The organism is Desulfotomaculum sp. (assembly GCF_982386235.1).
On sequence record NZ_CEVWQM010000015.1, the window covers coordinates 67,731 to 91,590 of the forward strand.

Consider the following 23,860-nt stretch of genomic DNA (forward strand, 5'->3'; position numbering starts at 1 on the left):
TATAAAGTTTTCCTAATGGTGACAATGATAGTAGCATGATTGTTAGCAAGACCCATCCATTGTCGATGGGTTTTTTTTTGTGTCATAAATTAATTATCTTTATGTAATTGGATTTGCATGACTTAAACTATATAATATAAGAGGTATTTTCTATAAATATAATGCAAACAGTTGACCCAATTATTTTCCTCTGCTAATGTCCAAGGTAATAAAGCTTCTTAAATATTAACGAACATGAGGGACATGGTAAATTGTCACTAAATGAGGTGATGGCCGTGGAAATCATCCCCAATGTCAGGAAGCGCATCTTTTTTACCATTACTGCCCTAATCATGGGCTTACTACTATTATTTGTTTTTCAGGCTACCAACAATTACACCACACAAAAGGGTGTATTGGCAGGAATTGAAGAACGTCGGTTAAAGATTAACCAAATTACCAGGGCAGTTAAACTATCAGAGGATATGAACAATCGTGGGCGGACTGATCAGAAATCAATCCGTGAGTTGGAACAAACTGCCACTTTTCTGCTGCCTATCATGCACACTTCAGAAGGAAAGATGCTGGTGCAGGATTTGTTATTGGCCATTGAAAGTGTAAACCAGGGTGGCGATTTAGACCAGTTGGTCTCGGTCTGCAGGAAATTAAGTGCCTTCCAGCAAAAACGTTTGGGTGAGGATTTGTGGCTGTTGGAAACAGAAATTATGGGACGGGGATTGAATCATCTGGTAATATCCATAATCATCACGATCATTTTAGGATTTGCTGTGGCCTGGGGTTTACATCGGTTAGCGAGGGAATATTTACTAACAAGGGTGGTATTGCAGGGAACCACCAACGGAATTATTGTAGGAAACGAAAAAGGGCGAGTGGCCATACTAAATGATACCCTTTGTAAACTACTGGGGGTTTGTAAGAAAAGGGGTATGGTTGGTGTTCCTTTAGCTGAGGTAGGCGAACCGGGTAGGATACTGGCCATGGCTATTCAGGAAAACAATTTTATGCAAGGGCGGGAAATCTGCTTCCTAGGCCCAGATGGCAAAGAAATTTGTTTTCTGATTGATACCATACCCTGGCAGGATGAGAATGGCAAACTTCTGGGCGGTATGGCTGTGGTTAGGGATTATACCAAGCAATGGGCTGAAAAGCAAAGGGCCACGGCAGAAAATATTGAGCTCAAGGAAAAGGCAGAAAGGGACTCCATGACTGGCCTTTACAATTATAGAGCTTTCATTGAACATATGCAGCAATTGGTTAGGCGCAAAAACCAACGGCGTTTTTCTTTATTAATGATCGATTTGGATAATTTTAAGGTTTTCAATGATACCCTGGGTCACCTAGCCGGGGATTGCCTGCTGGGGGATTTAGCGAACATTATGGTAAACGCAGTTCGAGATGATGACATGGTTGCCCGGTATGGTGGAGATGAGTTTGTCATCATACTTCAAGGGGCCAATCTAAATAGGGCCATCGATGTTGGGGAAAGGCTCAGACTGAATATAGCGAATTATCCCTTTGCTGGTCAGGAATGTTTACCCGGTGGCAGGGTAACCGTATCAATGGGTATTTCTGTGTACCCGGAAAATGGTTCAAATGTTAGAGAACTCATTCGATGTGCGGATGCCGCTTTATATCAGGCTAAGAGGGTATCCCGGAATAGATTGGAATACTACCAGCCAGAGACATCTGATCCAAAGGAAGCAGTAGGAGTGTTAAACAATTGAAGCTTGGTGGTGAAGGCTGTGAAACTACCTGTACGTTACCTATTACCCGGGATGGTGCTTGCCAGTCCAATTATTAGTAAAAACCAGCACCTACTCCTAGGTAAAGGAGTTATACTAACTGCAAAACTTATTTCATCGATTAAAAAATACGGTATTTTAGTTGCTGATGTAGATATTTTAGGTAAGGAATTTGAACAACAAGATAATGGGATTGACTATAGCGTAAGTTTAAATGCAGTCAGTTTGGTTGAGGAACTGGTCAAGGGGGGTGGCTCGGTCAATTACAAGAAGATTCTGCTTACTGTAGACTCGATTATTGAGGAAATACTTGAGGGAAAAGCAGTTACAAGTAATTTAACTAGTTTATGCTCCGTTGACATGTATACCTTTGCCCATTGTGTTGACGTTTGTATTCTTTCTATAGCCGCTGGTGCCTTACTTCATTACGATCGAAAGAAGCTGTTAACCCTGGGCACAGGAAGCCTGCTGCATGACATAGGAAAAATTAAGGTGCCCAATTGGATATTAAATAAACCCGATAAACTTACCCCGGAAGAATTTGAAGAGATGAAAAGACACTCCTGTCACGGCTATCAAATGGCTAAACATATATATGATATTGCGTCCGTAAGCAAAGAAATCATTTTAAATCACCATGAAAAATATGACGGATCTGGTTACCCCAGGGGTCTTAAGGGTAACGAAATATCCGATATGGCTGCCATATGTTCGGTGGCTGATGTTTACAATGCCATAACAACCGATCGTATATATAGAAAGGCACTGCCACCGCACGAAGCCTATGAGATGATCATGGCTGCCGGGGATCTTATGTTTAAAAATGATGTAGCGATGACCTTTCTTAAGCTTATCAAACCCTACCCGGTGGGTTCTGCGGTAATCCTAAGCAACGATATGAAGGGTATCGTTATCGATTTAAAAGAAGAATTAATTTTTAGACCGATGATTCGGATCATTGATACGAATGAAATTATTGATTTGAAAGACCATTACAATTTAGTCATCACAGGTCTTTTGAGCAACGAGGAGGTGCAGCAACTGGCGATAAAATAAGAAGGGGGATTTGTATGGGAAAGACCATTAAAGGTAAATTTACATTATTTATCGTGTTAATTGTTCTTTTCACGGTTGTACTGACAGTTGGACCGACCACATACATATGCAGCAATATCACAAAAACAATTTTATTAGAGCATTCCAAAGACGGCATGGAGGGCATTGCTACAACCATTGAAAATCTACGTCAGCAAGCTTCTGTACAGGCCACTTTGCTTGCTGATTACCCGGGGGTTGCCCAGGCTGTGGAAGAAAGGGATACGGATAGATTATTAGCATTATTAACTCCCCTTGCTAAAGGAAACAGCTTGGATTTTGTTACAGTCACGGATGAGGCAGGGATGGTCATAGCCAGAGTCCATGAACCAGATAAAAAAGGTGACAGTGTATTAAGTCAACAAGCTGTTCAACTGGCCCTAAGGGGGGAAAATCAGGCCTTTATTGAATCTGGTACAGTGGTTAAGCTATCTGCCCGGGCAGGTATACCAGTCAAGGGCCAGGAGGGTAAAATTGTTGGGTCTTTAGCCCTGGGCTATGATTTATCCCGGCCACAAGTGGTGGATTCCCTAAAAAGTCTTTTTGGTACAGATATTACCTTGTTTTTACAAGATGTTAGGGTAAATACCACCCTCATTAAAGATGGCAAACGTTTGATTGGAACAAAATTAGACCCCCAGGTAGCAGAAATAGTTTTACAGAAACAACAAAATTATTTGGGTGAGGCAGAGGTGCTGGGCATACCTTATATTACCTCCTATATGCCGCTAAAGGGACCGGATGGCAAGGCCTTGGGAGTTATTTTTGCGGGGGAACCGAAGGCTAAATTGGATCAGGCAATCAATCAAATTTTAAAAACAGCGGTTTTAATAACCCTTCTGGTTTTAGTTATCAGCATGGTGGTTACGTATGTTATCACAGGCAAAATGGTGGGTCCCCTTAAAACTCTGGCCGACCATGCCAAGGAAATTGCCTCTGGCAACTTAGCACGAAACACGGTGGAAATAAAAACGGAGGATGAATTGGGCCAATTATCAAATTCCTTTAAAACGATGACCGATAATTTACGCAAGCTGATCATTAGTATAAAAGAAAAAGCAGATACTGTAAATCAATCGGCCCAAATGCTTTCGTCCAGTTCCCAACAAACCTCCACCAGCGCGGCAGAAACAGCATCAACCATGTCTGAAATGTCCAGTACGATTGAACAAATATCGGATAATTTAATCAGTGTTTCCGATCTGTCTCAAAGAACAAATGGTGATGCCCATTCCGGCAGCCAAGGCATAGCCAATATTAATAATCAAATGCAGGCAATTACAACTTCTACCCAAAGTGTCTCCGGTGCTATCCATGGGCTCAATCAAAGGTCCCTGGAGATTAATCAGATTATTGAATTAATTTCCGGGATCGCAGATCAAACCAATCTACTAGCCCTCAATGCTGCCATTGAGGCAGCTAGGGCGGGGGAACAAGGTAGGGGTTTCGCAGTGGTAGCCGAAGAAGTGCGTAAGTTGGCAGAACAGTCTGCAACTTCAACCAAGGAGATTGGCCAGCTAATCAATAGTATGCAGGTACAGTCAAAAGAAGCGGTGGAAACAATGGAGAAAGGAAATAGGGAAGTAGAAGAAGGTAAAAAAGTAATAGACGAGGTAGGCGTATTATTTGGTACGATTATCTTATCCGTACAGCAACTTACTGAACAGATTCAGGATGTAACCTCCGCTACAGAACAAATGGCTGGTGGCGTGCAAAATGTTGTGGCATCTACTGAAGAGCAAACCGCCTCAGTGGAAGAAGTTTCTGCCTTAGCCGATTCACTGGTGGGATTATCCAGGGACCTCAATGAATTGGTTAGCACCTTTAAGATTAGCTAAGCAATTGCCCTGCAAAAAAGTCTGTTCAGTGGGAACAGGCTTTTTTGCATGATCAAAAGGTATAAGGAAAGCGAAGGCTCGCACGATAGGCAAGCGGGCCAAGTTTTTGAACACGAAAGGAGTGCTTAAGGCAAAGGAAATAAAAGTATTTTAAAGTATTTTTTAATGTAATTTTTATTTTTATAAAATTACTAAAGCATATTGACTTATACGTCAAAAAATTTTAAAATTTTATCGTTCTGCGTGTATTTTACAGTCTATTAGTTTCAACCGAACAAGATAGGTAAAAGGGCAGAAATCCCATCTAGGATGGGAAAAAATTCGGGGGTGTTATATCGAAACACATTTGCCTGACAACTGTCGGGTACGGAAGGAGACATGAAAGAGATGGAAAAAGAGGAATTAAAACCTGGAGGAGCGTTAAATGGAGAGGGGTTACAAAGGGGACTTAAATCAAGGCACCTGCAATTAATTGCTCTCGGAGGCATTATCGGCAGTGGTTATTTTTTAGGCACGGGTTACGTAATTGATTCAGCCGGTCCCGCAGCTTTCCTTGCTTATTTACTTGGCGGGCTTATTGTGCTCTGTGTAATGCAATGCATGGGTGAGTTAGCAGTGGCGATACCTATTTCCGGTTCCTTTGTAAATTATGCCAATGATTTTATATCACCGTCCTGGGCCTGTGGTGTTGGATGGTCCTATTGGCTGACCTGGATATTCTATGTACCAGCAGAAATGATAGCCGCGGGAATTATTATGAATAATTTTTTCCCGGGGATCGACACCATTTACTGGGCCGTAGGCTTTGGCCTTATTATTACCTATATTAATTTATCCTACGTAGGCACCTTCGGTGAGTTGGAATTTTGGCTGGCAATTATCAAGATTATCGCCATTATTATGTTTATTGTTTTGGCTGTTTTAATCTTCTTTGGGTTTATCGGCGGAGAAGGTTTTAGGGGGACCTCTGTTTTATTAAGTGATGGTGGATTTACCCCTAAGGGTTCCTGGGCGATTCTTTTGACGATGGTCATTATTTTAGTTAATTTCCAAGGCTCTGAAATCATCGGCCTAGCCGCCGGAGAGAGCAAAGAACCAGAAAAGACCATACCTTCTGCCATTAAAAGTGTCACTTGGCGTATCATAGCGCTTTATATCGTGCCTTTGTTCCTACTGGTGAGTATCTTTCCTTGGAAAGAGGCTGGTTTGCAGGAAAGTGTATTTGCTGCAGCCCTTAATTCCTATGGTTTCAAATGGGCTGGCGGATTGTTCTCCTTTGTGGTACTGACAGCAGCCATATCCTGTTCCAACTCTGGTCTTTATGGCTGTACCAGGGCTTTATATGCACTGGCCAGAGAAGGCATGGCGCCGCAATTTTTAGGAAGAGTTAATAAAAATGGAGTACCCCAAAATGCAACACTTCTCTCCATTGCCGGTTGCTGGATATGTGTTTTGGCCTATACCTTTGATACCAGTGAAATAATATTTACCTATTTGTTGGCTTTGTCAGGTTTTTCTGGGGCCATTGCATGGATTTCCATTTGTTGGTCTCAACTGAATTTTCGTCGCAAATTGGAAAGGGAAGGTTTTGATATCAATTCACTAAAGTATCGGACCCCGTTGTTCCCTTATCTAACGCATTTTGCCATCTGGATTCAGGTAGCCTGTCTAGGCATTATTGCCTTTAACGAAGACCTCAGGGTTTCTTTATATATCGGCTTACCTCTCTTATTACTACCCATCGTTTGGTATAAAATTTGGGGTTATAAGCTTAAACGTGATGAAATAGCTAGGGTAAAATTTGAAGATGTTTTTGTAAAATAAATAAACCAGGAAACAGTCGCCTAACAGCGACTGTTTTTTTGACCCTTTTTCTAGGATAATATCCCATTAGGGAGGTATTTTAAGCTATTTTAATTTATTTACATGATACATAATCTCTTTTAGTTATTTTAAAAAATAAATAGTATAATTCTATTTGTCATAAAAAGAAAAAAATATTACTATGAGTAGCGTAACGTTTGAAAGCCTAATTCTGAAAGGAGCAACAAATGAAAAAAATTCTTAAAGCGTTCACAGGACTCACAGTGGGAGCCGTTGCTATGCTCGTGGCAATGACATTGCCAGGTGTCGGGACGGCAGAAGCCTATGTCTCATATAACTATACTAGCAACAACAACACAGCCAATTACACCACTTATAACAATTACAGCGGCTATAATTACAGCAAGCCTCAGACAACGCAGTCGGCCCCGGTTCAGAAGGCGCCCAGTACGCAACCAACGACAACAACATCACAACCAACTAGCCAACAAATGAACATAAGTGTTGCGGATGAACAGGCTATGTTGAGTTTGATTAACAAAGAGCGTACGGCTGCCGGTCTAAAACCCCTGGCCTATGATGCCAAATTGACGGAACTGGCACGTATGAAAGCCCAGGATATGATTACGAATAATTACTTCAGTCACACTTCTCCTACCTATGGTTCTCCCTTTGATATGATGAAAAAATATGGTGTAGTATACCACTATGCTGGGGAAAACCTGGCAGGAGCAGCGGATGTTAATACTGCCCACGTAAACCTAATGAATTCCCCCGGACACAAAGCGAATATCTTAAAGGCCGAATATACTAAAGTAGGTATTGGTGTAGTGAAGGGCGGCAAATACAGCAAGGTGTTTGTACAGCTGTTCAATGGTTAGAGATAGGAAAAGGCCAGTATACCTGGCCTTTTTTCTCTTTAGGATCTCTTTGTAGTTTTTTAGTTGTAGTGGTGGTTGTTGTTCTGTTAGTGCTTACAATATTGCTCTAACGCTAATTGGTTTAGTAAAGGGAGCGGTGAGTGGGGTAGTTGGGGCCTTAAGTCCGCCTCTAGCCTTGGCCCAATGGCTGGTTTTCGAAAAGAACGAATTATCCTGGGGACTTTAGTGTATCCGCAGAGGTTAATGAACATTTGCTAAATTTTGCGACATATTAGATTTATCGAATAATAGGGCTTTTAACAGCACAAACTATTTAGGATTTTCCAAATTAGATTTGAGGCTGATAGCATGAATCAACTTCCTAGAATAGCTATAATAGGTGGGGGACCATCCGGTTTGGCATGTGCATTAGAATGTGAAAGGTTGGGGGTTATTCCTGACCTTTATGAAAGCGGTGAAACTGTCGGGTGGGAGTGGCCTTCTGTAATTCTGCTATTGAATATCCTTGAGGTTCCAATGGGTGGTAATATTCGGGAGTATATGAAGGATGTTTATAGGGTTGATATTCAACCAATCTCAAACTGTAAAGAACTTATTATGAAATCGCCTAATAAGGAAGCAAGGATAACAGGAAATTTGGGTTATTTTTATACTCGAGGTAAAAGAAAGAGTTCTATAGAGAATCAACTTTTAAACTTGCTAAAAAACACACCAATTCATTATAATCGCCCAACAGACTATAAAGAACTCTCACAAAAATATGATTACGTGGTAGTTGCTACAGGGAATGAAAGAGTAGCTAAAGAGCTAGGTGTTTGGGAGGACGATGGACAAGTATATATCTGGAGTGCTTTAACAATAGGGACCTTTAAGACTGACTCTACAACCATTTACTTTAATACCGACTATGCAGGACAAGGTTATGCAAGACTTACCCCTTTTAATCCATTTCATGCGATCGTTGATCTGTACAATATTGGAAAGGATAAATTCGAGACGGATAAATTATTTGATCAGTTTTTACAACAAGAGGAATTATCACATTTGGAAGTTAAGTATCAAATGTTACTACCACCCTTTTCAACGGGAAAGGTTAAGAAATTCCAGGTAGGAAATGTCTTATTAGCAGGACGTACCGCTGGCTTAACAGAGAGACTTACGGGGACAGGTGCTATTGCTGCCATAGGAAGTGGTGTCTTTGCAGCTAGAGCAATAATTAAAAACAAAGATTATGAATCTTTAGTCAAGCCTTTGCAAAGTCATATTGAAAATATCTCTTCTTTTCGCAAACTCTTCGAAAGACTAGATAATAATGGGCTAGATAGGATGTTAGCAATTACTGATACTCCAGGTGTTAAACAACTCATGTATAATACTAGAGTGAATTTTTTAGACGTAATAGGTACGGTTCTTAAAAAAGTATTATAGCTTTTTCTTTGTTACATATTTCATCAAGGATATACAACAAAAAAACTCCTTCTCAAAACCAGGAAGGAGTTTAGTAGTAGATCTATTTGCGCCTGTTGTTTGCATATTCAAGAATGCTGCTGGTGAATGGTATTAATGAGGCATATCGAAATTTGTATAGAGGAAAGCCTGCCTTTTTTTCATGTAGTCAGTTATCCACAACAAATAATAAAACCCTTGATTTTCAATGGTTTAAAATGACGATACATTATCTAATGTGATACTTAAAAACATCTGTTTTCCATGCTCCTATCCCACTTGGGGATAGGGTATTTTTTCATAGCCTCTTAATACACTGCTTAGGAACTCTCTCGTTCTAGGGTGACGTGGAGTAGTAAAAATCTGATCTGGGCTGCCCATCTCAACAATTTTTCCTTCGTCCATAAAAATGACACGGTCAGCGACTTCGCGGGCAAAGGCCATTTCGTGTGTAACGATAAGCATGGTCATACCCTCAGTGGCTAATTTTTTAATAACTGAGAGAACTTCACCAACCAACTCTGGATCCAAGGCACTGGTAGGTTCGTCAAAGAGCATCAGCTTAGGTTGCATGGCCAGGGCACGGGCGATTGCAACCCGCTGTTGTTGACCACCGGAAAGTTGGCTAGGGAAGTTGTCTGCCTTATTGGATAAGCCCACCTTACTTAAGAGCTCAAGGGCTAGGTCACGGGCCTCAGGCTTTGCTTTACCCAGTACCGTTAGAGGTCCCTCCATCACATTGCTGAGGGCGGTCATATGGGGGAAGAGGTTAAATCTTTGAAAAACCATACCCATTTGACTGCGTAATTGACATAATTCTTTTCCCTTAATCGGAACTATTTTACCTTCTGGTGTTTGATTAAAACCAACTGGCTGATTTTCGAAGAAAATGTTACCGCTGTTGATGGCCTCCAGATGGTTTAGGCAGCGTAGAAAGGTACTTTTTCCGGAGCCACTGGGTCCAATAATGACCACCACTTCACCTTGATTAACTTCCAGATTAATACCCTTTAGTACTTTTAGTTTACCAAAATCTTTGGTTATGTTTTGTACCTTGATCATTTCTACCCCTCCTAATTACCTTCCGAAACCGCTAGCCTTTTCTCTAGACGGTTTACCACCATGGTAAAAAATGTTGTCATCATTAAGTATAGGATTCCCGCAGAAACATAAATCTCAATGGGACGGAAAGTGGCATTCTGCAGTAGGTTTGCTGCCCTTAATAATTCGGTCATACAGATTACTGAAACGAGAGAACTGTCTTTCATGAGAGTAATGAATTCGTTGCCCATGGGAGGAAGCAGCCTTTTATATGCCTGAGGCAGTATGATTCGTCGCATAGCTTGTGGGTAAGTCATTCCCATGGAAAGGGCGGCTTCCATTTGGCCTTTGTCGATGGATTGGATACCGGCCCGGATAATTTCTGCCATATAGGCACCGCCGCAAATAGACATGCCGATTACTGCCACGGTAAACTCATTGAGGGTAAGTCCCATAAAGGGTAGACCGTAATATAAAAACATTAATTGAAGGAGGAGGGGGATACCCCTGATAACCCAGGTGTATAGCCCCCCAAACCATCTTAATACCTTAAAGCTGGAGATTTTAGCTAAGGCGACAAGCAAGCCGATTAGGGTCCCAAGGGTAATGGCAAAAAAGGTTAACTTAATTGTCATTACGGCACCTAGTAATAAATTGGGAAGAATTTTCATGATGAAGTTTATGTCCAGTGGGCCTAAAAACATGTTGTCACCAACCTAACCAGTTATTTATTGGACCGGAACAGTAATATCCCTGTTAAACCACTTCATGGAAATTTCGGTTAAGGTACCGTCCTCTTTCATTTCATTTAGGATATTGTCTATGGCTTCTTTTAACTCAGGATCTGCTTTGCGCAAACCGATGGCTAAAGGCTCATTTGTAACTTGTTCGCCTACAATTTCGTAGGTATCAGCACGTTTGCTGATGTAATGACTGGCGGTAATGCGGTCTGAGATCACCACAGGAATACGTCCGATTTGCAGATCGGTGAAGGCTTCGGGATAGGTTTTATACAGTTTAACTTCTTTAATGCCTTCCACCTTATTAACAGCTTCTTCACCGGAACTACCTGCTTGGGTTCCCACAAGCTTATCCTTTAAATCTGCCGCTGTGTTGAAACCAGTGGTGCCTTTTTTAACCACCATAATTTGACCGTCACCAACATAGGGAACAGAGAAATTAATGGCCTTTTGGCGTTCTTCGGTAACAGTCATACCGGAAAGGATGATGTCAAATCGCTTGGAGTCTAAAGCCATGATGATACCATCCCACTGGGTAGGCTGCCACTCAATTTTAACACCTAGACGTTTAGCCATTTCTTCACCCATATCAATATCAAAGCCAACCAAATCATTGTTTTCATCACGATAGCCCATTGGAGCAAAGGTGTCATCCAGGCCAGCGATCATTACGCCTTTTTCTTTAATTTGTTCCAGGGTGTTTTTCTCTGCTTGTTGTGCAGGGTCCTGAGGTTGTTCTTTATTTCCGCCACCACAACCTACTGCCACCAGTGACAAAGCCAGGACCATGATTAATAACCATAAACTCCTCTTTTTCACAGCAAAATTCTCCTCCCACTTATGTATTAAATAATCTACTACTTTGATATTTTAACTAACTAAAGAGAAAAGGTCAATATGGAATAAATAAATAAGAAAGAAATATATCAAGTAGCCATTAGCCGATTTGAAAACCTTTTGTCATCCTGAGCGACAGCGAGGGATGGCATAGCGGATCAAGGGCCACGGCCATTTTTCAAGATAGCTAAAACTTAAAACTAAAAACGAAAAACTACAGAAAAACCTCTTGTTTTAATTCTATTTATTACATATTCTTATGTATATTAATATTTATCTTATGCGTAAGAATTGAGGTGAAGGTTATGCAATGGCAAAATTCACTGCTCAATATGATCGGCGGAGTTGGCCTGTTGTTATATGGTATGTCACTGATGAAGGATAACTTACAAAAAGTGGCCGGTAAAAGATTTCGGGAGATTTTGATTTTACTGACCAAAAACAGACTGGTTGGCTTAGGGTTAGGTGCTTTTATGACTTTACTATTTCAGAGCAGCACGGCCACCACGGTTTTGTTGATTGGCTTAACCAGCGCATCCATATTAACCCTACGGGAAACCTTAGCCGTGGTTTTAGGTGCAGATATTGGCAGCACCGTAACAGCCCAATTAATTGCCCTTAAGGCAACCGAAATAGCGTTACCCGTAATTTTTCTTGGCTCCTTTATTTTTTTGTTTTCCAAATCCAGTCGTAAAAAGCGGATCGCTTTAGTTTTAATGGGTTTTGGTATTTTGTTTTTAGGGTTAAAAATGATGGCTGATACCATGTATCCACTAAAAAACGATCCTTCCGTTGCTAAAATTCTTACCCAAATTAGTAATTACCCCTTATTGGATATTATGGTTGCAGCGGTGTTTACCTTCTTAATCTCCAGCAGTGCTGCCACCATAGGGATCATTATGCTCTTAGCAATGCAGCACATGATCGATATAAAGCCAGCTATCTATATGCTTTTAGGGGCTAACATCGGGACCACCTTTACGCCAATCTTATCGAGTATTGGTTCTTCCCGTGAATCACAAAGGGTGGCCATGGCACATCTTTTGTTTAAAGCAATGGGGGTACTTTTAGCCTTTCCCTTAGTTGGTTATATCGTTCAATTAATGCAAAAAATAACTGCTTCCCCGGGTTTCCAGGTTGCCCATACCCATACCCTATTTAATATCCTGCTGGCAATTTTATTTTTGCCTTTCATTCAATATGTAGCTCGTTTTTTAGAAATGATTTTGCCCAATAAAAAGGATGCAACGGGTAAGCTTAAGCCTAAATATCTGGATGAAAACTTGCTTTCCAGTCCTGACCTGGCCATGGGTATGGCAACGAAGGAAATTATGATTATATCGGATTACGTCCTTGACATGATCAAATCAGCCGCTTCTTTATTAGCAAATTATAACCAGGATAAAGCAGATAATATTCTCGAAAAAGAAGAAAAGGTGGATGTGCTGTCCATTGCTGCCAATCGGTATCTTACCATGCTATTAAGACATAGTTTGACCCAAGACGAATTTAAAAAGGCCATGGGCTTGATCACCATTATAAGGGAATATGAATTCATTGGTGATGTGGTAGAGAAAAACATGATTAGTAAAGCAGAAAGTATGAACATTCACAATAAGAGATTTTCGATGGAAGGCTTACAAGAAATACAATCCCTAAACAATCGCATCGTTCACCTGTTGCAACTGGTTAACACCTCCTTTGCCACAAACAATTGTGCTTTAGCCGAACAGGCAAAGACTCTTTATGAAGAGATTGTAGATTTTCAGTTTCGTTTGCGAATGAGCCATATCATCAGACTAAAGGAAGGGGCCCGTGAAACAGAAGAAACTACCTTTGATCATATGGAATTAATAAACTGCTACGGTCTGATAGGTGAGCATTTAAAGAATATTACCATGGTTTTGACCAATGAATTACCCTGCCATTGGCAGAAAGAAAACCTGCAGTTTAGCCCTTAGTCATTCGCCCTTAGTCGTTAGCAAACGCTAAAACCAAAAGGCTAAATAAAACCCCCCGGCTTCGATGTGATGCCGGGGGGTTTTTATTTAGCCGAGTAATATCTCCTTGACTGCTTTACCGATTTCATCCTTACCGATCACTTTCTGGTGAAGTACCTTGAGGTGATCAAGATTCCTTAGTCCCTCTGGAATAGGCCAATTTGTATAGGAAGATAATTCTTTTAATAATTCAAACTCACTTTTTTCTGAAACGGTTTGTTCATCGAGGATGGCTTTCGCTACACTACCGTTAAACTTAAAGGGACTGGCAGTAGAAACAACCACCGTATAAGAGTTATCGCCAGTGGCATTACGATATTTTTCCAGGACATGCATAGCCACTGCTGTATGGGTGTCCATTAGATAATTAAGATCGAACCAAACTTTACGAATGGTAGCCAGGGTTTCTTCATCGGTGGCATATTCAGACCAGAAGTGCCCCTGAACAAGCTTCAGCAAATCGGCATCAATCGTATAAGTCCCTGTATTCTTCAGTTCGGCCATCCATTGGCTGATTTTATCGGATTGGCGATTGGTTAATTCAGATAACAAACGTTCCAGGTTGCTGGAAATCAATATATCCATAGAGGGTGAATTTGTTTTATAAAATTCCCGATTACGGCTATAGGTACCCGTTTTAATAAAGTCCGTCAGGACATTATTTGTATTTGAGGCACAAATTAAACGATTAATCGGCAGCCCCATTGATTTAGCGTAATAGCCGGCCAGGATGTTGCCAAAGTTTCCGGTGGGGACGACAAAATTTATGGGTTCGCCATTTTTTATCGAGCCACCCTTAACCAGATCTGCATAGGCAGAGAAATAGTAAACAATCTGAGGCACCAAACGACCCCAATTAATGGAATTGGCTGAAGAAAGTTGGAAATTATGATCGGCCAGCAACGCAGAAAACCCTAGGTCACTGAAGACTTGCTTAACACCGCTCTGGGCATCGTCAAAATTCCCCTGAACCCCCACTACCTGCACATTATTTCCTGCCTGCGTCACCATTTGCCGTTTTTGTACTGCACTAACGCCCTTTTCCGGGAAAAAGACCATGATTTTTGTGCCTGGAACATCCGCAAAGCCTTCTAAAGCGGCCTTGCCTGTGTCCCCCGAGGTAGCCACTAAAATAACAATTTCAGCAGTTTCGCCGGTCTTTTTAAGGGACCGAACTAAAAAATGGGGAAGAATCTGTAACGCCATATCCTTGAAGGCACAGGTTGGACCATGCCATAGCTCTAAAACTGTTGAATTATCGGTTAGTTTTTTAACGGGAGCAATTTCCGGCGAGGAAAAGTTTCCGCCACCGTAGGCCCTTTCGACACATTCTGTCAGTTCTTCCTTTGTAAAATCCGTTAAAAAATACTTTAGTATGTAGGCAGCCCTTTCCAAGTAGGATAAGGAACATAGATCCTCAATTTCAGTGGAACTAATAAAAATTTTCTCAGTGGGTACAAATAACCCCCCGTCCGGGGCGATCCCTTTTTTTATTGCTTCAGCGGCTGAAACAATGGCTGATTGACCACGGGTGCTTTCGTAGTTCATACATTTGCCTCCTACCAGTGTACATGTGTAGTTATAACATACATTAAACACCAAAATACGGACCAAGTAAAGATGCTTTTATTTACATAATGTATTTTCACATTTTTAAATTTGTCTGGTGGGAAAATAATCATAATAGCTAAAGGAGGTTTTTGGGGTGATTCAAAACAATCGGGTTAATAAAATAACCAAAGCCTTTCGGGATGAAGGGGGCAATATAGTTAATTTTATTATTAACGATAAAACAAGAATCAAATATAAAGATGCCTTGGAAAAAGCAAGGAAAGGGGAATTAACGGGTATTAACTTATATCCCGAGCTGGTTAATGAAATAACACAGGAACAAAAAATAACAGGGTTTTGGAAGAAAATTCAGTGGTTTATACGTAATCAAATAAAAAGCTAAAAACATAGCTTTGAGATAATACAAAGAATGTTTTGAATTAATCGACATTAAAAGACAAATTGGTATGTAGGGAATTGAAAAATGCTAGCGTATATTCATTGAATAGAGGTGATGGAAGGATGTTTAATTACGTTATAGAAAGAATGGAAAGGAATGATAGCAACAAAGGAAAAATATTAATCGTTGATGATGAATATATGCACCTTGAGACAGCAAAAATGTACCTGGAATCCGCTGGTTTTGAGGTGTTTTGTGCGTTAAATACCACCTTAGCCTATTCAATAATCGTCCAAAATAACCCTGATCTGATATTGCTGGATGTGATGCTTTCCTCTGAAAATGGGTTAAACATTCTTTCAGATATTAAAAAAGGCTTCCCGAATACGATGGTAATTGTTATGACCGCCTTTGGCAGTGAAGAAATAGCGGCCCAGGCTCTAAAACTAGGTGCTGCAGATTATCTAAAAAAGCCTGTAAAGTACAGAGAACTGGCTAGGGTAATTGAAAAAACCCTAAGGAAGAGAGAAGAAATACTTAACCAGGAAGAAAAGGTAAAGACGCTGCAAAGTGCCTATGAAAAATTACAAGTCAGTGCGGAATCCATTCTACACTGCATGTCTTCCGGTGTAGTGGCAATCGATAAACAATTAACCATTCAGATGATTAATCAAAGGGCCGCTGATTTATTAAAGCTGTCTAAGAAAGGGGTTATTGGTAAACCCCTTTATGAAACGGTACCCATATTTAATAAGTATCATTTATTGCGGGATACTTTGGCTGAAGAAAAAAGTATCCGTATGTGTGAAGTTGAATTCATTGATAAGGATGATTGCAAAATCTTTAAAGTCAACACCGATATTATCTACGACATGCGGGGCATAAAAATTGGCGCAGTTGCAGTATTTGATGATATAACGGAGCTAAAGAGAAGGGAAAAAATTATCAAGGATCGAGAAAGATTGGCGATCATTGGTCAGATGGCTGCCGGCATGGCCCACGAGATCAAAAACCCGTTAACGGCTATTAAGGGGTTTACCCAAATGATTTCGGCACAATCACCCAATAAAAAGTTTGATACCTATTTCGATATTATAAATAGTGAAATTAGTCGCATGAACCAGGTATTACAGGATTTTTTACAGCTAGCGAAACCAAAGGCACTAGAATTAAAGAAGGTCAATATTAATCAAATTGTTCTGGAGATGTCTCAAGTAATTGAGCATTTAGTGCTGCTAAAGAATATTCGGCTGCAGATAAACGATGGAGAGAATATTCCCAGTGTTTATATTGACATTGGGCAAATCAAACAAGTTTTATTAAATTTATGTCAAAATGCGATAGAAGCGATGCAAGAAGGAGGTGTTCTTACAATTATTACTAGTTACCAATTGCTACAAAAGGAAGTGAAGTTGGATATTCAAGATACTGGCTGTGGGATTCCGGCAGATAAGATTAAGGAGATCGTGGTACCCTTTTATACCAGCAAAGCGGAGGGTACGGGTTTGGGCTTAAGTATCTGTAATACGATTGTGGACAAACACAAAGGTCATATAGAAGTACAAAGTAAAGTTGGTCATGGAACAACCTTTTCTGTATTTTTACCGGTAAGTGAATAAGGGGAAGTGTACATATGAAACAACAGCAGCAAAAAAATTTAGATATTGCTCAGTCCTTTACCCCGGGTAAAAGCCTTAAATTTAAGATATTGGCTGTGGTTTTGCTGGCTATGATTTTTCTAGAGGTTGGTACCCTTTATTTTGTTCTTTGGCAGGAACTACAACAGGACACTAAAAGATTGGAAAATAATTTCTCCCTGGTGACAGATATTCTGCAAAAGGATATTACACGCTGGCTAAATAATCGGCAAAATGATGTACTTACCATATCTCAAAATCCGATGGTTATTAGTGAAATTAACAACATAGTAGCGGGTAGGGATGGAGCTGATTTAGGGAAGAATAAGCTTTCACAATACTGGACACTTATTTGCCAGCAATACGGGATTTACGATGAAATATATTTTGCTAACAGCCAAGGTAAAATTATTATTTCTACAGATAAATGGCGTGAGAATACATCTCGTCCGGTGGACGCAATCATCAGTACCCCATTAAAAACAGGGGCAGCATATCTTCAAAATGCCTATCTTTCTTATAAAAATCAACCTTGTATTGCTTTCTCTGTGCCAATTATGTCACAACAGCCGGGTGAAGGCTTTTTGGGGGTACTGGTTTTTCGGGTGGAAATTGAAGAGGTTATCAAACCCATTCTCACCGGCAACGTTAATCTCGGTAAAACAGGTCAAATTATTTTAGTCGATGAGAATCAGAGAACCATTACGGAGTTAAGGGATCAACCAGGTTCCACATTAAAATATAAACTAAATCTTGAGCCGGTTCGCAGGGTAAGTCAAGGGGAAAATGGGGTATGGCAGGGACGTTGGCTTAACCAGGAAGAAACGATCTGTGCATACAGATATATCACCCTTACCCGTTGGGGAATCCTCGTTTGTCAAGAATCCAGTGAACTTTATGCTGCTATCTATGAACAAGCAAAGAAATCTTTAATAATAACAGCCATCATTAGTACCCTGGCTCTGATTTTTATTTACCTTTATACCAGAAGGTCCCTAAAACCAATGGAAGAGATGGTAGCCATAGCGGAGGATATTTCCCAAGGGAATTTCACCAGACGCATGGTGGTGGAGAAAACAGATGAAGTTAGTTTATTGGGTCACTCCCTCAATGATATGGCCGATAATTTAGACAAGCAGTTCAGATTCCAGGAAAATCGCAGAGCTATTTTACAATCTCTGGTAGCTACCCTGGATTTAGAAGAAATGTTAAATCAAGTCCTTAATTCGGTTTGCCAAAATTTCAATCTGCGTGTGGGAGCGGTCTACCTTCATCGGGATGAGGCAGATGTTCTGGAATGCAAGGCTTTTTATTGCCCCGGTGGAAAACTAGCTGAAAAACAGAAAATAATCGGCTTAAATGAGGGTTTAGAAGGATTGGCCTATCGTACCAGGAAGATACAGGTACTAACAGAAGTTTCAGATGATACGGTTTATACAATTAATTGGCTGGGTAATGAGATAAAGCCAAGTACCATTTTTCAAGCCCCCATCGTTATTGGGCAAGAGGTTCTCGGGGTATTAAGTCTGGCTTCATTACACAGGTTATCTGAACAGGAAATTGAAGAAATTACATCCATTGCGACTTTGCTTGGGGTTGCGGTGAACAATGCTCAGGCCTACGCTAAGTCTTGTGACCTTTCTGAACAATTGCAAGAAACAAATGAACAGTTGTCCCAGCAAAATGAAGAGTTAAATGCTCAAAGCGAAGAGTTACAATCCCAGTCCGAGGAACTAATGAGCCAATCGGAGGAAATGCAGCAAATTACCCTTGAGTTACAAAGTAAAAATGATCAACTGGTGGAGATGAGCCAAAGAAGAATGAATTTTATGGCCACCCTTTCCCATGAACTGAGGGCACCTTTAAATGCCGTTATCGGATTTTCCGATGTTCTTTTGGATCAGGTGGTTGGTAAGATTAATCCTGAACAAAAAAGATATTTGGAGGAGATTTATAACAGCGGCAATCACCTTTTGGGGTTAATAAATGACCTTTTGGATATCTCAAAAATTGAAGCCAATCAGGTAAAATTTAATATAACGGAAATAGACCCCAGTATACCTTTGACGGAAGCCATTGCCATGGTTAGCGGCGACATTAAAAGAAAAAAATTACGCATCTATAATTTATTAACAAACAATTCCTTTAAAGTTTTGGCTGATGCAAGCAAACTGAAACAAATCTTTATTAACCTCTTAACGAATGCGGTAAAATTTACACCCGAACAAGGCTATATAACCATCGGTTGTAAGGAAGAAAATGAAGAGATACAAATTTGGGTAGCGGATACGGGGATCGGTATTGCCCCGGCATATCATCAAACGATTTTTGAAGAATTTAAGCAGGCCCCTAATACGCTGAAAGGTGGAACGGGCTTGGGACTGCCTATTACAAAAATGCTATTAGAATTACAAGGTGGCAGAATTGAGGTAGAAAGCCAGGAAGGCAAGGGAGCAAAACTGATCATTACACTGCCTGGTCCGATAAAGAAAATGGGTCCAGCAGTTCGCTTTGATTCCTGTGCAATAAAGGAAATGGAAGCAGCCAACCCGGCAATAAATATCAAGTATCTAACCAAACCCATAAAAAAAGAGGAGCTTTTGTGCCTGCTTGAGGAGATGAGTTCAAAGTCAAAGGATATGCCAAAGGTTCTAGTGGTGGATGATGAATTAGCTGTGCGGCAAATGGTAACGGCAATGTTAGAAAATAGATATCAAGTTCTTGCTGCCAAAGATGGGTTGGCGGGAATGGAATTGGCCTTCTCTCAACAACCTGATATTATCTTGCTTGATATTTGCATGCCCGTAATAGACGGCTTTCAGGTTATGAATATTTTCCATGCCTACCACTGGCAGAAAACAATGAATGTATTAATATGTACATCGAAGGATCTTACCCAGGAAGAAAAGTACAATTTGGCAGGGCGTAAGTTGAAATAAAACAGCTTAAAAAGTCTGTTATAATGATCGTAACAATAGTCGTTAAAAGGTGGTTTATTATGCGCTTACGTATGCCTTCCGGTGATAGAATTGGCTTAATTCACGATATATCGGTTGTTTTAAGAGATAACAAAACAAGTGTAATTTCCATTGAAATTGACCATGGCGTTATTTTTTTGGAAAGTCAAGGTGTCCCTAAAGAGAAGCAGGTCGAACTAATGGAAGCCCTTAAAAGAATACCGGGCATCTTTGACGTAGAGCCAGTCCATACCATGCCCTACAAAGAAAGGGCAGAACAATTAAATGCCGTTTTGACTACTGTCCAGGATGGGATTTTGGCCATTAACAGACAAGGCATTGTGACTCAATGCAACCCGGCGGCAGGGCGTATTTTACGATTACGTGTTGAGGCTGCTTTAGATCACCCCTTGCCTCAGCAACTGGCCGCTGACCTGCTGGTAAATGAAACCTTTGCCTCTGGTCGGTCCCAGCGCAACTGTGAAGTATATATTCAATCAATTGGCACCTATTGTATTGTTAGTACCATTCCCTTAAGGTTAGAGGATCGTACCATCGATGGCGTGGTGGTAAAGCTGATGGATAACAGAAACATGCGGGAATTGGTGCAAAAAATGACAGCTTCCCGGCCGGTGACCTTTGCGGAAATCCCCTTTAAAAGTAAAGTCATGGGTTTGGTGTCGGGCCAGGCCCAGCGGTATGCAGCCAGTGATTCCACGGTGTTAATCCGTGGGGAAACTGGCACTGGCAAGGAACTTTTTGCCCGGGCCCTGCATAGTGCCTCACCCAGGGCAGATAATCCCTTTGTGGCGGTTAACTGTGCGGCCATACCGGAAACCCTTTTGGAAAGTGAACTCTTTGGTTATGAGGAAGGGGCTTTTACTGGGGCGGTAAAAGGAGGAAAACCAGGTTTCTTTGAAATGGCCAATAATGGCACGCTTTTTCTTGATGAAGTGGGAGAAGTGTCGGTGCATCTTCAGGCAAAATTACTACGTGTGCTCCAGGACCGTCGGGTTAGGCGTATAGGCAGTTCCCGGGAAATCACCATTGATGTGAGGATCATTACTGCTACCAATCGAGATTTGGAAGACATGGTGGCCCAAAAACTTTTCCGGGAGGATCTTTATTATCGCTTGAATGTGATTCCACTCCTTTTGCCTCCTCTGCGGGAACGCCAGGAGGACATTCTTTTGTTGGCAGAACTATTCCTGCGGCGTTTCTCTGAAAAATTACGCCGTCCCGTGCCTTCCTTTTCTCCGGCAGCCCTAAAGGAATTAATGGCATATAACTGGCCGGGAAATGTTCGTGAATTAGAAAATGTTATTGAACGGGCTGTTAACCTGGTGGATGGGCCACTGGTAGAGGCAGCACATTTTCATTTAAATAAAAGACCTGCCTTTGCCCAGTCTCCCCAAAATGTGGATTTTGCCACCTATCAGACCCTTGAAGAAAGACTGGCGGAAGTAGAAAAAACCATTGTAAAAGAGACGTACAAACGCTTTCGATCCGCGCGAAAGATAGGTGCCGTCCTGGGCATTTCCCACACTGCTGTTTTAAGAAAACTGCGTAAATATGGTTTAGTTGACAAGTAAAATACCAGAAGGGTGTCATAAACTACTTTTCGTAGCAAGTGATACTCCTTTTTTTGTTTTATTCAGAACATTGTAAACACGGCGTTACAGCGGAAACAAAAGTGGAAACAAAACGTACCGAAAAATATAGAAAAGGTGTCATTTTAACCCTTTTTGGGTTGGCACGGTAGTTGCTTATACTATAGGGCAGAAAGGCCGTTCTAAAAATTACTGAATTAGGAGGAAATAAGAACATGGCAAAATTTATGGCTGAACCTTTTAAAATTAAGGCCGTTGAGCCTATAGCAATGAAAACACCGGAAGAATTGGCAAAGGCAATTGAAGAAGCAGGTTACAACACTTTCCTACTAAAATCCAAAGATGTATATATCGATTTGTTAACTGATAGCGGCACCACTGCCATGAGTGATAACCAGTGGGCTGGTATGATGATTGGCGACGAAGCCTATGCTGGCAGCACAAACTTCTATAATCTGGAAAAGGCTGTCCAAGAAATTTATGGTTTTAACTATGTCGTACCCACTCACCAGGGTCGTGGTGCAGAAAACATTCTTTCTAAAATCTGCATTAAACCCGGTGACTATGTACCTGGCAACATGTATTTCACCACCACCCGGGCTCACCAGGAATTGGCCGGAGCCACCTTTGAAGATGTGATCATTGACGAAGCCCATGATTCCCAACTGGAACATCCCTTCAAGGGGAATGTTGACCTCAACAAATTTCAGGCTTTAATCGACCGGGTCGGCGCGGAAAGAATTCCCTACATTTGCCTAGCCGTAACGGTTAACCTGGCTGGCGGCCAACCCGTTAGCATTCAAAACATGCGGGAAGTTAAACAATTAGCTGACAAACATGGCATTAAGGTAATGTTTGATGCTACCCGTTGTGTAGAGAACGCTTTCTTTATCAAAGAGCGTGAAGAAGGTTGCCAGGATAAGTCCATTGCTGAAATTCTTAAAGAAATGTTCAGTTATGCTGACGGTGCTACCATGAGCGGTAAAAAAGACTGCCTGGTTAACATCGGTGGTTTCCTGGCCCTTAACGACGCGGACCTCTATCAAAAGGCCACTCAACTGGTGGTGCTGTTCGAAGGTATGCCCAGCTACGGTGGTCTGGCTGGTCGTGATATGGAGGCGATGGCCCGGGGTATTCGTGAATCAGTGGATTACTATTATATTAAGCACCGTATTGATCAGATTCGTTACCTGGGTCAAAAACTGGAGGAAGCAGGTGTACCCATTGTAAAACCTGTGGGTGGCCACGCAATCTTTTTAGATGCTCGTAAATTCCTGTCCCACATCCCACAGGATCAGTTCCCGGCTCAAATGCTTGCTGCTATGTTGTATAAGATTTCCGGTGTGCGCAGTATGGAGCGCGGTATTATCTCCGCAGGAAGAAATAGCCAAACCGGTGAACACTACTATCCCAAGCTTGAACTGGTGCGCTTAACCATTCCTCGCCGGGTCTACACTTACGCTCATATGGATGTAGTAGCCGAGGCAGTTATCGAGCTTTACAAAATGCGTGATACCATCCCTGGTCTGAAGATGGTCTACGAGCCGCCGGTACTTCGTTTCTTCACTGCACGGTTTGAACCCATTAAGTAAGACCTTGCAAAATTGATTTCTAATAATCCGAATTGCCTTGCTCATGAAGAAGGTTTATTAAAAGTAATTTTTTCCTTGATCTATTTTCCCATCAATTTCGTCTATAAAGTAGTCAATATGTCCATATCTGAATAGGAAGGGAAGATAGAAGATTGTTTAGTTTTTTTAAATCACTCATTGAAAAGATTAAAGCAAAACTACAGAGACGTTATGAACAGAAAATGATGAAGGAAATCTCCGAGAATATGACCCCCGTAAGTGGGACCATTGTTTTCCTTGAACCCTTTAAGAAGGGCAAGTATAAGTATAAAATTTTGGTCAAAGCGGGAGCTAACCAAACTTTTATGCTCAAGGTAAAGAATAAAGTTAAACTTAAACAAGGGGATCGCGTACAAGGCTTCTACGATAAAGACCGTATCGCCCTTATTGAGGTTGCATAAGTTGTTGGAATGATCCCCGTGTCCTTTCGATATAAATTATCGTACCAGGGGAGAATAGCAAAACTACCTTTTTATCAAAACTCTTAACAATGGGGCTGTCGCAGTAAGCCAGCCTGGAAAACAACAAAAGACGGCGACTGGCAGATGCCAGAAGCCGTCTTTTGTTGTAAAATATAGTTGTGAACAAAACTTTACAGCCAAATTATACATTAACCGGGAATGTATATCA

The 23,860-nt window shown here is 41.1% G+C and carries 17 protein-coding genes; 13 read left to right on the plus strand and 4 right to left on the minus strand.

From position 1 onward, the window contains the following. The first annotated feature begins 251 nt into the window (after positions 1-251). The 6 genes from AC1U9Z_RS10485 (at position 252) to AC1U9Z_RS10510 (ending at position 8,808) form a co-directional block, all read left to right on the plus strand. Positions 252-1,724 (plus strand): sensor domain-containing diguanylate cyclase, encoded by a 1,473-nt coding sequence (locus AC1U9Z_RS10485; RefSeq protein ID WP_479957386.1) that lies wholly within the window; start codon positions 252-254, stop codon positions 1,722-1,724. A gap of 18 nt (positions 1,725-1,742) precedes the next feature. Continuing rightward, positions 1,743-2,798, plus strand: coding sequence for an HD-GYP domain-containing protein (locus AC1U9Z_RS10490; RefSeq protein ID WP_479957387.1), 1,056 nt, complete (start codon positions 1,743-1,745; stop codon positions 2,796-2,798). Between the two features lie 14 nt (positions 2,799-2,812). Beyond that, the gene (locus AC1U9Z_RS10495) at positions 2,813-4,675 is read left to right on the plus strand and encodes a methyl-accepting chemotaxis protein (RefSeq protein ID WP_479957388.1); all 1,863 of its coding nucleotides are present in this window, start codon (positions 2,813-2,815) and stop codon (positions 4,673-4,675) included. A gap of 378 nt (positions 4,676-5,053) precedes the next feature. Continuing rightward, positions 5,054-6,499 (plus strand): amino acid permease, encoded by a 1,446-nt coding sequence (locus tag AC1U9Z_RS10500; protein ID WP_442886070.1) that lies wholly within the window; start codon positions 5,054-5,056, stop codon positions 6,497-6,499. Positions 6,500-6,726: 227 nt separating this feature from the next. Further along, positions 6,727-7,380, plus strand: a complete 654-nt coding sequence (locus tag AC1U9Z_RS10505; protein WP_479957389.1) for a CAP domain-containing protein — start codon at positions 6,727-6,729, stop codon at positions 7,378-7,380. 348 nt (positions 7,381-7,728) lie between these two features. After that, positions 7,729-8,808 carry an NAD(P)/FAD-dependent oxidoreductase gene (locus AC1U9Z_RS10510; protein WP_479957390.1) on the plus strand — a complete coding sequence of 360 codons (1,080 nt, stop codon included), beginning with the start codon at positions 7,729-7,731 and terminating at the stop codon, positions 8,806-8,808. 288 nt (positions 8,809-9,096) lie between these two features. On the opposite strand, the gene ehuA is transcribed toward AC1U9Z_RS10510, so the two are convergent. The 3 genes from ehuA to AC1U9Z_RS10525 are packed head-to-tail and all read right to left on the minus strand — an operon-like array spanning position 9,097 to position 11,426. Continuing rightward, positions 9,097-9,888: an ectoine/hydroxyectoine ABC transporter ATP-binding protein EhuA gene (ehuA, locus tag AC1U9Z_RS10515; RefSeq protein WP_479957391.1), complete on the minus strand. Its 792-nt coding sequence runs from the start codon at positions 9,886-9,888 to the stop codon at positions 9,097-9,099. Positions 9,889-9,899: 11 nt separating this feature from the next. Further along, the gene (locus AC1U9Z_RS10520) at positions 9,900-10,571 is read right to left on the minus strand and encodes an amino acid ABC transporter permease (RefSeq protein WP_333530475.1); all 672 of its coding nucleotides are present in this window, start codon (positions 10,569-10,571) and stop codon (positions 9,900-9,902) included. 24 nt (positions 10,572-10,595) lie between these two features. After that, the gene (locus AC1U9Z_RS10525) at positions 10,596-11,426 is read right to left on the minus strand and encodes an amino acid ABC transporter substrate-binding protein (protein WP_479957392.1); all 831 of its coding nucleotides are present in this window, start codon (positions 11,424-11,426) and stop codon (positions 10,596-10,598) included. 323 nt (positions 11,427-11,749) lie between these two features. Between AC1U9Z_RS10525 and AC1U9Z_RS10530 the strand changes: the two genes are divergently transcribed. Then, a complete protein-coding gene (locus tag AC1U9Z_RS10530) occupies positions 11,750-13,405 on the plus strand; it encodes a Na/Pi cotransporter family protein (protein WP_479957393.1) in 1,656 nt (551 codons plus the stop codon). Positions 13,406-13,492: 87 nt separating this feature from the next. Here AC1U9Z_RS10530 and thrC read toward each other — a convergent pair whose 3' ends face one another. Beyond that, positions 13,493-14,992: a threonine synthase gene (gene thrC, locus AC1U9Z_RS10535; RefSeq protein ID WP_479957394.1), complete on the minus strand. Its 1,500-nt coding sequence runs from the start codon at positions 14,990-14,992 to the stop codon at positions 13,493-13,495. 157 nt (positions 14,993-15,149) lie between these two features. On the opposite strand from thrC, the gene AC1U9Z_RS10540 reads away from it, so the two are divergent. The 6 genes from AC1U9Z_RS10540 (at position 15,150) to AC1U9Z_RS10565 (ending at position 23,631) form a co-directional block, all read left to right on the plus strand. Beyond that, a complete protein-coding gene (locus tag AC1U9Z_RS10540; RefSeq protein WP_333530479.1) occupies positions 15,150-15,398 on the plus strand; it encodes a hypothetical protein in 249 nt (82 codons plus the stop codon). 119 nt (positions 15,399-15,517) lie between these two features. Then, positions 15,518-17,014: a two-component system sensor histidine kinase NtrB gene (locus AC1U9Z_RS10545; RefSeq protein WP_479957395.1), complete on the plus strand. Its 1,497-nt coding sequence runs from the start codon at positions 15,518-15,520 to the stop codon at positions 17,012-17,014. Between the two features lie 14 nt (positions 17,015-17,028). Beyond that, positions 17,029-19,971, plus strand: coding sequence for an ATP-binding protein (locus AC1U9Z_RS10550; protein ID WP_479957396.1), 2,943 nt, complete (start codon positions 17,029-17,031; stop codon positions 19,969-19,971). Between the two features lie 59 nt (positions 19,972-20,030). Next, positions 20,031-21,581, plus strand: a complete 1,551-nt coding sequence (locus AC1U9Z_RS10555) for a sigma 54-interacting transcriptional regulator (RefSeq protein WP_333530482.1) — start codon at positions 20,031-20,033, stop codon at positions 21,579-21,581. 233 nt (positions 21,582-21,814) lie between these two features. Further along, positions 21,815-23,191 (plus strand): tyrosine phenol-lyase, encoded by a 1,377-nt coding sequence (locus tag AC1U9Z_RS10560; protein WP_333530483.1) that lies wholly within the window; start codon positions 21,815-21,817, stop codon positions 23,189-23,191. Positions 23,192-23,343: 152 nt separating this feature from the next. Then, positions 23,344-23,631, plus strand: a complete 288-nt coding sequence (locus AC1U9Z_RS10565) for a hypothetical protein (protein WP_479957397.1) — start codon at positions 23,344-23,346, stop codon at positions 23,629-23,631. Positions 23,632-23,860 lie beyond the last annotated feature (229 nt).